Source organism: Thermincola sp. GK-1, from assembly GCF_059412445.1.
This window is the reverse complement of record NZ_JBSQAT010000004.1, coordinates 140,501-152,562: the sequence shown is the minus strand read 5'-3', so window position 1 is coordinate 152,562 and position 12,062 is coordinate 140,501. Positions and strand designations below refer to the sequence as shown.

Genomic DNA, 12,062 nt, shown 5'->3' with positions numbered 1-12,062 from the left:
CCCGAAAAAGAAGAAATATATTCCATATTTAAAAAACCCCTTTGACAGCAAGGGGTTTTCGCATCATGCGGCAACCAGGCTGTCATAAATCAGTGGTCAGTAGCCACATAGTCACCGGCCACTGGTCACTAATTCTTAGACCCACGGCTTTGCGCCCCCGTCTTTCGTACGGGTTTGCCCAATATTATCAGCTCTTTATTGTTTTCGCCAACTCTTGGGAAATTCCTTCCATAGTTTAGTAAATTTTCTTATTGAAACCTTAATTCCTCCCGGAGGTAGCGCAAGAGCATGTCATTATCCTCTGCAGGTATTCTTTCAAAACTTATGCCTGCCTTTACCCCTGTTTCCGTCTTTTTAAACCAAATCACCCGGCCCGTCAATTTAATCACCCGGTCAGTTATGGGGATGTCAATTTCAATAAGGTTATTTCTCCGCACTGCGCAGGTGCTGATACTGCCTTCGCAGGTAATGCAGGCGCCGGCAGGGCTCAAGTTAAGCAGTACAACTTCCATGCCCACCATTGACAAAAGCTTGAACCGGTTACCCTCCTCACCCAAAAACCTACAAATTACTTTTTTATTAATTTTGACCCGGTAGAATCTTCTGTTATCCTGTGTATACTCACCAAAATCCAAAGAAACCTCACCCCAAAGGACCGGTAATCACATAAATAGTTTGCTTCCAACAGGTTTTATCAAATTTTTAACCGTAATTGGTTTTATTCAACAAACAGAGATAATTTCCTGTCATTATTATGTAGAAACATTTCACCCCTATCGAAAAATTGTTTTCCCCCGCGCATTTTAAAATGGATTTTTCTGTGGTAAACTAAAACTGTGACAAAATGGAAACAATGATTTAATCGCCGCCAAAACCGAATTTTTGTCACAACAATTTGTCACAATAAAAGGAGGTATTTTATGAGCAAAGTCACTGTCAAACCTTCAACGGTTCTATTCCCCGTACCAACGGTCATGGTGACCTGCGGAGACAACCCACCAAACATTATTACAATCGCCTGGACAGGTATCATCAACAGCGTACCACCCATGGTCTACATCAGTGTTCAGCCCAGCAGGCACTCCCATCACTTAATTAAACAAACACAGGAATATGTTATCAATATTCCGTCCGCCGACCAGGCAAAACTGGTTGATTACTGCGGAATAACATCAGGAAAAAATGTGGATAAGTTTAAGGAAACAGGGTTAACCCCTGTGCCGGCATCCCGCGTTAAAGCCCCGCTAATAAGAGAATGCCCCGTAAACATTGAATGCGGCGTAAAACAAACCATTAACCTGGGCAGCCATGATGTATTCATTGCAGAGGTATTAGCTGTTCACTTCAATGAGGATGTACTTGATGAACAGGGTAATCCAAACCTGGATAAAATCAAACCCTATGGTTTCTGTCTCCGTGATTACCGGGTTATTTCCGATAAAATCGGCACTTACGGGTATTCCAAAAAATAATTAGTCGCCGGACGGCATAATAAGAAAGTATAGAAAATAACAATAAACAAAAAGGCACTGTAAATCTCAAAAGGGGATACCATGGAACGTTTCAGCGCCAAACTTCTTTTTATTTTCTTTACAGCTTTGGGTTTGATGCTCGGCGGATCGATTATCGGGTCTCTGTCAGCTCTTTTGACAGGCCATGGTCCGCAAAGGGTCATGTTAAAACTGGCCAGAGAAATAAAAATCTGGGCTATAGTTGCCGCCATCGGCGGAACCTTCGATTCCCTGCATATACTGGAATCAGGCATATTGGAGGGAGAAGTGCGGGCTGTTGCCAAACAGTTGTTGTTTATCCTGGGGGCCTTTACGGGGGCCCACCTGGGATATATCATTATTTCCGCACTTGGTAGCCATCAATGAAAACAGCAACAGGCTTGAGATTGGTGGCTCTTTTCTTTTTGGGACTGGTTACAGGAGCCTCAGTTACCAACCTGATCACAGGCCGGCACCTGGAAAAAGCTTACCTGGAAATCCAAAGCCTGCAGGATAAGGTAGCAGACCAGGAGAGACAGATAGAATCCCTTCAGGCGGAACTGGATTTAAGACAGGAGAGCCTGGTTAAAGAAATAAAAATTCATGTTCTCCACGATGAAAAATATATCCGCCTGGAAATTGAAGACTTTGCCAAAGGCATGTTGCAGGAATTAGTCGGAAAAGAAGTTGAAAACATCGACCCTATTCTGGTAAGCAATATTCTAGACAACAGAGTCACGGAAATTGATAAAACCGCTTATACCCTGCGGGTAAAAGCGGTATTGGTTTCAGAACGTATTCTTGTTTACATCGTGCCGGACGATGACATCAAAGCCGGTCAATATCCTTAAACTTTTTCCATCTTACTGTAAACAGATTGCAATTTGCCCTCCATGGTTAACTCCCTGTCCCTTCGGTCATCTATTTTCACCGTTGTAATAACTCGCTGAGCCCCTTTGCCAAAAGGAACTTCATGGACCTGGCGGACAAGCTCCAGAATATCCGTTAGATCCCCTTCCAAAATGGTTCCCATGGGGGTAAGCTGATATTTTACGTTTTCCTTCCTTTTGATTAGTTCCAGGCATCCGGCCACATATTTACTAATGCTCGGCGACCCGGTACCCAAAGGAACCACCGTTAATTCTACTACTGCCATTTTTGTTGCCTCCTTCTCTGAAACATTAATATTTTTATCCGCAAATAATATTTTTTACATCAACTTCAATTATAAATTTTAGCAAGGAGTGATGAAATTGCAACTTAAATTTTTAGGACATGCCGCTTTCCTGCTGGAAGCCGGGGAGGTACGGCTGGCTGTTGATCCTTTCATCACCGATAACCCTGCTGCTCCGTGTTCCGTCAATGATGTGAATGCCGGCTGGATCCTGATAACCCACGGCCATTTTGACCATTTCGGTGATACTCTGGAGATTGCGGCGAAAAATTCCGCAACTGTTATCTCCGTAGCTGAAATAGCCAAATATTGTGCTGATAAAGGTGTGCAGGCCCATGGCATGCATATTGGGGGCAGCCATGATTTTGGCAAATTCACTGTAAAACTTACCATGGCGCTACACGGCAGCTCCATTGGTTCTTCGCCGGCCCAGTATCTGGGCAATCCTTGCGGTTTCCTGATTACCATCAACGGCAAGACTATTTATCACGCCGGAGATACGGGTTTATTCGGGGATATGGAATTGATCGGTCGGCTGCATGTCATTGATTATGCTTTACTACCTATCGGGGACAATTTTACTATGGGCCCCCGGGATGCCCTGGAGGCTGTGCGCATGCTTAGGCCGAAAAAAGTAATTCCTATGCACTACAACACCTGGGAATTAATTAACCAAAACCCGAAACAATTTCAGGAAACGGTGGAAAGGGAAACTGGCATACCGGTAATTATATTACAACCGGGCGAATCCATCAATATTTAAAAAAAGCGTATATACTGTTGTACTGCAAAAAAAAATACCGCTATGGAGGTAAAACAACCGTTGCTCCAAGGTTACGGGCGGAGACAGTGTGAAACTCCGTTCAGTTGAAATCGCTGTCGTTAACACTGTCTACCCGCCCTCCACCAAGTCGCAACTTATTGTTTTACCTCCACAGCGGCCACTTTCTCACCCTTACCTAGGGAAGGGTAGGCAGGGTTCTCCGCCTACCGTTTGGGAGCGACTGCGCCCGCAAAACCGCTGCCAAGCAGGCAGAGAGTTCCCGCATGTTTGAAGATGGCGAAGGCCGCCGGGAAGTCCGGCACTCAACTTATGTAGGGCGCCCCAGGATGTTGATAAGGGAGGTTAAATGTTTTCCGGAGCGGGGCTTAAATCGTCCATCGGTCCGCGAGCCGCGTAAGCGGGAGCGGTTATCCGATGGAGATTTCGCCCGGAGCGGAGGAATCATTTAACCTCCCCTTAATTATGATAATGCAGCTTTGTCATCAATCTGAAGCGTATGTAAAATACGCTTTTTATCTTTGCTCGGCGGCCATTTTCTGCAGGCATTTATCGCAAATACCATAAAACTCCATCCGATGGTACTTAACCTGGTACCCCGTCGTATCCTGTACCATTTTATCCAAGCCCTGGTAAACAGGCATATCAACATCTACTAATTTATTGCAGTTTTCGCATACAAAATGATAATGATTGTTAGCTTTGCCATCGTATCTGCTATATGTAGAGCCATAATTAAGTTCCAAAATCTCACCAAGTTCTTTTAATACGTTTAAGTTGCGGTAAACGGTGCCCAAACTGATATCCGGAATTACTTTTTTGGCTTGTTCGTATACCCAGTCTGCCGATGGATGACAGTCTGTATTGCGTAGTATTTCTAAGATAATTCTTTTCTGTTTGGTCATTCTGGTGGTTTTGGCCCTCAATGTGCAATTCACCCTTCTTTCACACCAAGAAAATATAAAATATTTAATTATTTAATATTTAAATTAGCTTTGCATTAAGTATATCCCCTTTTTCTTCTACTGTCAACTTTTGTCAACTTACTTTCTTTGCAGTTTTCAGACTTTTCTCTTAATTTATCGCAAAAAAATGGCCAAAGGGCAGTTTCAAAGAAAAACTTCATAATATTTCAGGTAATTTGTTACCATATCATCTACGTGAAATTTATTGACAGCATGCCTGCGGCTTTCCAGGGCCATTTGTAAATAGCTCTCTTCGTCACTTAAGAGTTTCACAGCCCTTTCAGCCATTGCCGCAACATTACCTACTTCTTCAAGGATTCCCGTCTCGCCGTCTCTGACCACCTCCGGTAGTCCCCCTACCTTAGTTCCGACTACAGGCACCTGGCATGCCATTGCTTCCAGCGCAACAAGGCCAAAACTTTCTTTTTCCGAGGGAAGCAAACATAAATCCGAGATAGAAAGCAGCTCCACAACCCTTTCCTGTTTACCCAAAAAAAATACCCTGTCTAAAAGGCCGATCTTTCTTACATATTCATGAATATAAGAACCGTCCGGCCCGTCGCCGACCAGCAGCAGCTTGGACGGAATCTTACTGTTAACCAGGGCGAAAAGATCTACCACATCTTTCAGACGTTTTACCGGTCGGAAGTTGGAGATATGAATCAGAAGTTTATCTTCGCCGTCGGTAAATCTTTTCTTTAACTGAGGGCACGGCAGCCTCCGGTATTCTTCGGGGTCCACAAAATTGTAAATTACTTCAATCTGCCTGTTCAGTTTAAACCGGCGCAGGGTTTCATCCCGTAGGCTTCTGGAAACGGCGGTGACCCCATCGCTGCTCTGGATGGCAAAACGGGTAATATCAAAAAATTGTTTCTCCAACCCCACAATGGTTATGTCAGTCCCATGCAAGGTAGTTATGACCGGTAATTCCAACTCCCCTTTGAGCATCTGTTTGGCCAGGTAAGCGCTTACTGCGTGAGGTATAGCATAATGAACATGAAGCAGGTCAAGACCTGCCCATTTAGCTACTTCATATATCTTGCTCGCCAAAGCCATCGAATACGGAGGAAACTTGAACAACGGGTAATCAACAATGTCTACTTCATGAAAAATTATGTTTTCATGAAACAGGTCCAGTTTAAAAGGACGTTCGTAACTGATAAAGTGCACCTCGTGGCCTCTGAAGGCCAATTGTTTTCCTAACTCTGTAGCCACCACTCCACTGCCGCCGTATGAAGGGTAACAGATCATACCGATTCTCATTTGGTTTCCCTCCAGGCGGCAATCGGGTCATTCAAAGGCACCGGCACCTTAGTGGTAAAGGCCTCTCCGTATTCAACCCCTATTTGCGCCCCGTACTGCCGATTGCGGCTTTCTACAAAACTCAGCGGGTCTTTTGCTCCCAACAGCCCCCTCTGCCCAAACTGGGAATCATGGGCCAGCAAAGCTTCCCACTTGGTGGCAAAATATTCGCTGATGTCCACTATAAACGAAACGTTCCCGGGCCTATTCAGGTAGTAATGCAGAATAACCTGGGGCCTGAAGGGCGGAATTTCCGGCATATATTTCACTAAACCGGCTTTGAACACCGCCTCTTCAATCAAGTGGGCCGCCTTGACATGGTCGGGGTGTCTGTCTTCCCAGTAAGGAGCCAGAACCACCGTCGGCTTATATTTTCTGAGCAGAGTTACTACCAGGTCTATATTTTCCCTGCATACCGAAACTTCTCCGTCGGGTATGCCCAGGGTTTTCCGCCAAACTGCCCCCAGTATGCCGGCCGCTTTGTACCCCTCCTGCTCTCTGATTGCCACAGTTCCCCTGGTGGACAGTTCACCACGGGTCAGGTCGACAATGCCCACTTTATATCCTTTGGCCGTTTGTTTGGCTATAAGCCCGCCCGCTCCTATTTCCACATCATCAGGATGAGCGCCGAAAGCAATCATGTCCAATTTTTCAGAATCCATACCGCATACCCCTTTTCCTGAGTTTATTTCAACATCCTACTGGTCATAATCCGCTCCAGATGAGCCAGCGTATTGCACTCGTACATCAGGCACCTGGCGCAAAAAGCCTGCACAGATGGCGTATCGTCCCAACTCTTTTTCGGCAGGGTATTCAGCCAGATGATTTCCTTTACTTTCTTTCTCAGTTTGGTCATTTCCTCAGCCGCTCTGGCATAGTTCAGCGTTTTGGTATCGCTTAATATTATCAAAAAGGTATCGGGCCGTAGCAGGGCGCCATATTTGTTTTTGATTACCTGCAGGGCTTTATATAAATCGGTCCCTTTGCCCCACTCCTTGCTTCTATTAACAATATCGGTCATGGTTTGGTCAAAGGGATGTCCTGCCCTGAAGTAAGGCGTAATCCGTTCCACCCCTTCAGAAAAAACAAAACTTTCGATGTCTTCCACCGTACTGGATAAACCGTAAATAAACTGCAGGATAAAACCCGCATATTTAGCCATTGAACCCGATACATCGGCTATCAATAAAAATCGTGGTTTCCGGGGTTTTCGCGTTTTAAAATCCAGTTTAAAAAGAGTTCCCCCATACCGCATATTGTGGCGAATTGACCGGCGCAGGTCCAGGCGGCGCCGCTTTTTGCTCTGTCTATACCGCCGGGATATCCTGGTCGCCAGTTTTTGGGAAAGTTTCTTTATCAGTACCCCCACCTGCGGCAGGTCCCTGTCCGCCAGTTTCTGCATGTCCTCATAAAGCAAATCCTCTTCCTGAATAGTCTGTTTTACTACCTCGTCCAGCAGACTGTCCATTTCGGGGTCACCTGTATAATTTACCTCAAAGGGCGGGTGTGCTTCTTCCTGCCGCAGCCTGTGTTTCCAATAGTTTAAAGAACTTCTCACCACATTGGTGATCAGTTGTTCCGGGCTGTTTATACGATTCCCCTGGAACTGGCTCTGTAAATAATCCCGAATTTTCTGTTTTTTATCTTCAGGCAACCGGGCATAAACCTGTTTTTCCTCGTCAGTGAGCTTCAGTTGCAACTGGCCGGAAGATTCACCGTCTTGTCCCCATTGTTCCCACTCAAAGGACAAATCTTTTTCCGCTGCCTGCATTTCCACAGCTTTCTTTTCCTGGCCCTCAACATACTGAGCCACTCTTTTCTCCATATTTTCAGGGTTTGTAAAATAGGCATCGAATGCGCGCTTGACCTGCTTGCGGCTGGTTTCATCCTTGGCCAGAGTTCCCTGAAACACGGCCAACACCTGTTCCCGGTCAATAATGTCCACCATTTGCAGTCCTCGCACGGCATCAATGACCTCGGCGGAACTTATGCGCAGGCCAAGGCGCCGAAGAGCATCAACAAACCTGACAATGCTGTTTTCGATATAGCGCTGGCGCCCGGTAGAATTTTCTTGGGCCGGGTGGGACATAACTAATCCCTCCTGTGCTTGTGCCGGCACGAACAGTCCGGCGACCGCATAGCTGATAAAAGTCCGGCCGCTCCTAACTCCTGCCGGTAAATGTCCAGGTCCTCCTTATTTTTCAGCAACACATTAATCGTCGATTCCACCAGGGCCGGATCTAACCTATCGGCGTCCATGTGTACCAGGGCTTTGGCCCAGTCCAGGGTTTCCGATATGGAGGGTTTTTTCTTTAGTTCAATACCTGTGCGCAGGTAATTGACTGCCTGGGCAACTTCCCGGGAAAGCTGTTCACCGACCCCGGGCACCCTGGCCCTGATGATGCGCAGTTCTTTTTCTATCGATGGGTAATCCACGTAAAGGTAAACGCACCGGCGTTTTAAACCGTCGGACAAATCCCGTTCCGCATTACTGGTCAATACCACTATGGGAATCTGTTTAGCTTTTATTGTACCCAGTTCAGGTATAGAAATCTGAAAATCGGACAATATCTCGAATAAAAAGGCTTCAAATTCCTCGTCGGTCTTGTCAATTTCATCAATTAAAAGTACGGGTTTATTTTCGGTCCGGATAGCCTTTAGGAGGGGACGTTCCAGTAAATATGTTTCCGAAAAAAGGTCTTCTTCCGTGATGTCCCCGCCTTCTTCCGCTTTGCCCAGTTGAATGCGGATTAACTGGCGCTGGTAGTTCCATTCATATAAGGCCTTATTTTCATCCAACCCCTCATAGCATTGCAGCCTTATAAGTTCCGCCTGAAAAATCCTACTGAGGGCCTTGGCGATTTCTGTTTTCCCCACCCCCGGCGGACCTTCCACCAATAAAGGTTTCTCCAGCTTTAAAGCGAGAAACACCGTAACAACCGTATCCTGTTCCAAGATATAGGCTTGTTCTTCAAAGGCCTTTTTCAGTTCTTCCACCGTAAAATCCTTCATAATACACAACTCCCGTTTTTTCTTGCATTATACCAAAGGGCTGGATGCAAAAAAATGACGCATATCACATCCAACTGCGCAGTTTCTTTTCGTCCAGAATGGTTATTACCTGCCTGTCCAGCCGAATAATATTGCTTTTATTGAAATCACTCAGGACTCTCGTTACAGTTTCTCTGGTGGTTCCGATCAAATTGGCCAATTCCTGCCTGCTCAGAGAAAGGTCAATTTTTATTCCTTCTGCGCAGGTTAAGCCGTGTTCTTTAGCCAGCATCAGCAGCATGCTGGCCACACGTCCATAGGTATCCCGCAGAGCGATATCCCTGATCTGAATCTGCGCCTGGCGTAAACGATAGGTCATAACTCTTAGCAGGCTGAGCGCAATATCGGGGTTTTCCCGCACCAGTCGTTCAAAATCATCGTTTCGGATAAGCCCTATCTGACTGTCTTCGAGCACCTGGGCTGTCGCCGGGTAGTTGCCTTTGTCAATAAAAACCACCTCGGCAAATACATCGCCTTCTTTTAAGATGTGCAAAATCTGTTCCCGACCGTCTTCTGCCAGCTTGTATACCTTAACTTTGCCGGAGATGATAAAGAACAGGGCCTCGCCCGGCTCCCCTTCCATAAAAATGATCATGTTTTTCTTATAATTCCTTATTACAACAATATCTTCTATCTGCTGTAGTTCATTTTCCTCCAGACCGGCAAAAATAGGAGTGTTCCCGATAATTTCCCGGACAGTCAGCAAAGCTATCCCTCCTTCAAAAACTCTTTTACTATAAGGTCGGCCAATCCTTTAACATCATCCGGCCCGTAACAGGGCACGCCGGTAAATTCCCTGTCGGAAGCCACGACGGCCACCAATTCCTCCCGGGACGTAATAAGGGCATCATGCACCGAACCGCGAAACACTTCGATTTTGGGCATCTTTTCTTTTTTAAATCCCTCAACTAAAATTATATCAGCATCGGTAATCTCCTGCAGCGCCTTTTGCAGTCCTATTTTTTGCTCACTTTTTGAAATTTTTACCATTTGGTATGGAGAAACCAGCATAACTGTTGCCGCCCCGGCCTGGGCGTGCCGCCATGTATCCTTGCCCGGCCGGTCAAATTCCATATCCCGGTGATGGTGTTTAATGGCTGCCACCCGGTAACCCCTGACGGTCAATTCCCGGATAAGTTTTTCCATTAATGTAGTCTTGCCCGTATTGGAGAACCCTACAATCCCTACAAAAGGAATCACTGGTCAACCCCCCAGGACCCGGTATTCATTGGCATAAAGGTTAAAGCGCCCGCCCCTGGCAAAACCGATCAGGGTTACCCCCAGTTGTCTCGCCAGTTTTACCGCCAATTCGGTCGGCGCTGACCTGGAAACCAGGATAGGCGCTCCCAATTTAGCCACTTTGAGAAGAATTTCCGAAGAAAGCCTACCCGTTGTGAAAAGGATTTTATCATCCACAGATATATTGTCCATGTAACACCTGCCCACAATCTTATCCAGGGCATTATGGCGTCCTATATCTTCCCGGTATAAAATCATCCTTTCCACGGAACAGAGTGCTGCCAGGTGCACACCTCCCGTATCCTTGAACAGGCGGGAAACCTGCTGGGTCCGGGTCATCAATTCAATAATCTTTTCAGCCGCAACTGTGATCTGACCCGTCACCGGCCGGCATTTGGCGTCCATAACATTATAAAAAGTGGTACCCTTACCGCAGCCCGTTGTGATATATCGTTTCAAAAAAGTCTGCTCAGCAATAATACTGACCTTATCGGCTGTTACCCAGGCCATTCCCCGTTCACAGTCAACCCTTACCCTGATTTCTCCGGCATCCCCTTTTATCAGCCCTTCAGAGACAAGGAACCCCACAGCCAGTTCGTCCTGGTTTACCGGTGAGCATAAAAGGGTCACAATTTCCTGGTCGTTCAGAAAAACAGTCAGAGGACTTTCTGCTGCCAGCGGGTCATCTATTAGCTCTACCATCCCGGCTTTCCAGCGGTAAGCCTGAAGGTATTTCTTATCCTGCCGAGCACTTCTTCGCTGAGCATTATCCTCCTGGATTTTGTCTTCCGGAGTATTATTTTCCTGATTGTCTTCCAGAGAATTTTTTTCCTGGGAATTATCTTCCTGAGTATTTTCTTCATGAATGTTGTCTTCATGAATGTTGTCTTCCCGAATATTGTCTTTCCCACCTATTTCTGTTGCCATTTTTCTGGCTTCTTCCAGTTCCGCGGGGGTATTTACGTTGTAAAAAAACTTTTCCGGCGTAATTCCGTTATTCAGTTCACTGTAATCTATTTCTCTTACCCGAACCTGGCTGTAAAAGGACGTAATTTTATATATCCCCGCCTGCAACTGCTGCTCAATGGGTTTTAGACAGCTTTTAGCATAAATAGCAAACAGAGGTTGGTATTTCCCCTCTATAACCGGAACGGTAACATCCCAACCGCGGCTTTGGCGAAACAGCCGCTGTGCCGTTTTTCTGGCTACGAAAGGCATATCACAGGCCACTATTAAACTTCTGTCCAGGGATGCATGGGTCAACCCGGCATGGATACCACTCAAGGGCCCTTTGCCAGGATAAATATCGGTGACTATGCGAATATTTTGCAAACCTTTATAAGCATGGGGAGCGTTAGTTACAATAATGATTTCTTTAAATACCGTCCCCAGTTCGCCAATGATTTTTTCTATAATGGGGACATCCCGGACCCTTAAAAAGGCCTTGTTCTGTCCCATGCGGGTGTTTTGACCGCCGGATAATATGACCAGGCTACCGTCTTCCATGTAGTCACCCCAAAATAATAATTAAGAAACTTTCTTAAATTATACTTGAAAAACTTATTCTTGTCGAATATCTTCCCTCTCAACCAACAGCCGGCATACTTTATCCCCTTCCGCCAGCAATTTTTCAAAAGTAAGCTTGAAAGGAAAAGAGGCTATCCGCCCATGGTCGCCACACCTGGCCATTTTGCAAAGGGCAGCCACTTCTTTATCAGAAGCCCCTTGCTTTTTCCAGGCTTCCACCAGTGGACAGTACGAAAATTCAATAACTGCCCGGTTATCATTTTCCTCAACCAGCTTTTGTTCAAACACCATGCTGCCCACCGGCGTTATCAGGCTTCTGGCCCAATCGCCTGGGTTATCGGCAGGCGGCATCTGTTCTCCTTTTTGCCGTCCAAATTTAAATATTGCTTCCGAAACAGCAGGAACCTCCGTAATTTCTTTACCGCCCTGTAATTCCTTCAGGATAAGGTACAGCCAAACAGCCCTGTCTTCTATGGCTGCCCGCACCGCGTCCCTTAGTTCTTCTCCGGTTACTTTGTCCTCCATATTGACCT

16 protein-coding genes and 1 riboswitch are annotated in these 12,062 nt (G+C 46.1%); of the genes, 5 read left to right on the top strand and 11 right to left on the bottom strand.

What is annotated here, in order from left to right; all coding sequences use genetic code 11:
- Window positions 1–66: 66 nt before the first annotated feature.
- Window positions 67–189, bottom strand: a riboswitch (cyclic di-GMP riboswitch).
- A 59-nt stretch (window positions 190–248) separates the two neighbouring features.
- Window positions 249–635, bottom strand: coding sequence for a PilZ domain-containing protein (locus tag ACSNJE_RS05485; RefSeq protein ID WP_495252171.1), 387 nt, complete (start codon window positions 633–635; stop codon window positions 249–251).
- A 285-nt stretch (window positions 636–920) separates the two neighbouring features.
- Here ACSNJE_RS05485 and ACSNJE_RS05480 point away from each other — a divergent pair, with 285 nt between their 5' ends.
- The 3 genes from ACSNJE_RS05480 (at window position 921) to ACSNJE_RS05470 (ending at window position 2,341) form a co-directional block, all read left to right on the top strand.
- Window positions 921–1,472 (top strand): flavin reductase family protein, encoded by a 552-nt coding sequence (locus tag ACSNJE_RS05480; RefSeq protein ID WP_052219102.1) that lies wholly within the window; start codon window positions 921–923, stop codon window positions 1,470–1,472.
- Between the two features lie 81 nt (window positions 1,473–1,553).
- Window positions 1,554–1,877 carry a YtrH family sporulation protein gene (locus ACSNJE_RS05475; RefSeq protein WP_052219101.1) on the top strand — a complete coding sequence of 108 codons (324 nt, stop codon included), beginning with the start codon at window positions 1,554–1,556 and terminating at the stop codon, window positions 1,875–1,877.
- Window positions 1,874–2,341, top strand: coding sequence for a sporulation membrane protein YtrI (locus ACSNJE_RS05470; RefSeq protein WP_052219100.1), 468 nt, complete (start codon window positions 1,874–1,876; stop codon window positions 2,339–2,341). Before ACSNJE_RS05475 ends, ACSNJE_RS05470 begins: the two co-directional genes overlap by 4 nt.
- Here ACSNJE_RS05470 and ACSNJE_RS05465 read toward each other — a convergent pair.
- Window positions 2,338–2,646 carry an MTH1187 family thiamine-binding protein gene (locus ACSNJE_RS05465; RefSeq protein WP_013121175.1) on the bottom strand — a complete coding sequence of 103 codons (309 nt, stop codon included), beginning with the start codon at window positions 2,644–2,646 and terminating at the stop codon, window positions 2,338–2,340. The genes ACSNJE_RS05470 and ACSNJE_RS05465 overlap by 4 nt on opposite strands.
- A gap of 97 nt (window positions 2,647–2,743) precedes the next feature.
- Here ACSNJE_RS05465 and ACSNJE_RS05460 point away from each other — a divergent pair, with 97 nt between their 5' ends.
- A complete protein-coding gene (locus ACSNJE_RS05460) occupies window positions 2,744–3,427 on the top strand; it encodes a metal-dependent hydrolase (RefSeq protein ID WP_013121176.1) in 684 nt (227 codons plus the stop codon).
- 284 nt (window positions 3,428–3,711) lie between these two features.
- Window positions 3,712–3,897: a hypothetical protein gene (locus tag ACSNJE_RS05455; protein WP_013119752.1), complete on the top strand. Its 186-nt coding sequence runs from the start codon at window positions 3,712–3,714 to the stop codon at window positions 3,895–3,897.
- A gap of 63 nt (window positions 3,898–3,960) precedes the next feature.
- On the opposite strand, the gene ACSNJE_RS05450 is transcribed toward ACSNJE_RS05455, so the two are convergent.
- The 9 genes from ACSNJE_RS05450 to ACSNJE_RS05410 all read right to left on the bottom strand — a co-directional run bounded on the left by ACSNJE_RS05450 (window position 3,961) and on the right by ACSNJE_RS05410 (window position 12,054).
- Window positions 3,961–4,371, bottom strand: a complete 411-nt coding sequence (locus tag ACSNJE_RS05450) for a Fur family transcriptional regulator (protein ID WP_495252170.1) — start codon at window positions 4,369–4,371, stop codon at window positions 3,961–3,963.
- 183 nt (window positions 4,372–4,554) lie between these two features.
- Window positions 4,555–5,673, bottom strand: a complete 1,119-nt coding sequence (gene bshA, locus ACSNJE_RS05445; RefSeq protein ID WP_495252169.1) for an N-acetyl-alpha-D-glucosaminyl L-malate synthase BshA — start codon at window positions 5,671–5,673, stop codon at window positions 4,555–4,557.
- Window positions 5,670–6,374: a bacillithiol biosynthesis deacetylase BshB1 gene (gene bshB1 / locus ACSNJE_RS05440; protein WP_495252168.1), complete on the bottom strand. Its 705-nt coding sequence runs from the start codon at window positions 6,372–6,374 to the stop codon at window positions 5,670–5,672. The genes bshA and bshB1 overlap by 4 nt, the downstream gene beginning before the upstream one ends.
- Window positions 6,375–6,397: 23 nt before the next feature.
- The gene (locus tag ACSNJE_RS05435) at window positions 6,398–7,801 is read right to left on the bottom strand and encodes a VWA domain-containing protein (protein ID WP_495252167.1); all 1,404 of its coding nucleotides are present in this window, start codon (window positions 7,799–7,801) and stop codon (window positions 6,398–6,400) included.
- Window positions 7,802–7,803: 2 nt separating this feature from the next.
- Entirely contained in the window at window positions 7,804–8,724 is a 921-nt protein-coding gene (locus tag ACSNJE_RS05430) for an AAA family ATPase (RefSeq protein WP_474774258.1), read from the bottom strand.
- 64 nt (window positions 8,725–8,788) lie between these two features.
- Window positions 8,789–9,469 (bottom strand): Crp/Fnr family transcriptional regulator, encoded by a 681-nt coding sequence (locus ACSNJE_RS05425; RefSeq protein ID WP_052218849.1) that lies wholly within the window; start codon window positions 9,467–9,469, stop codon window positions 8,789–8,791.
- Window positions 9,470–9,471: 2 nt separating this feature from the next.
- Complete coding sequence (gene mobB / locus ACSNJE_RS05420) at window positions 9,472–9,963, bottom strand: molybdopterin-guanine dinucleotide biosynthesis protein B (protein ID WP_495252166.1); 492 nt, start codon at window positions 9,961–9,963, stop codon at window positions 9,472–9,474.
- A 3-nt stretch (window positions 9,964–9,966) separates the two neighbouring features.
- On the bottom strand, window positions 9,967–11,508 hold the full coding sequence (fdhD, locus tag ACSNJE_RS05415) for a formate dehydrogenase accessory sulfurtransferase FdhD (protein ID WP_495252165.1): 1,542 nt from the start codon (window positions 11,506–11,508) through the stop codon (window positions 9,967–9,969).
- A 54-nt stretch (window positions 11,509–11,562) separates the two neighbouring features.
- Window positions 11,563–12,054 (bottom strand): L-2-amino-thiazoline-4-carboxylic acid hydrolase, encoded by a 492-nt coding sequence (locus ACSNJE_RS05410; protein WP_013121185.1) that lies wholly within the window; start codon window positions 12,052–12,054, stop codon window positions 11,563–11,565.
- Window positions 12,055–12,062 lie beyond the last annotated feature (8 nt).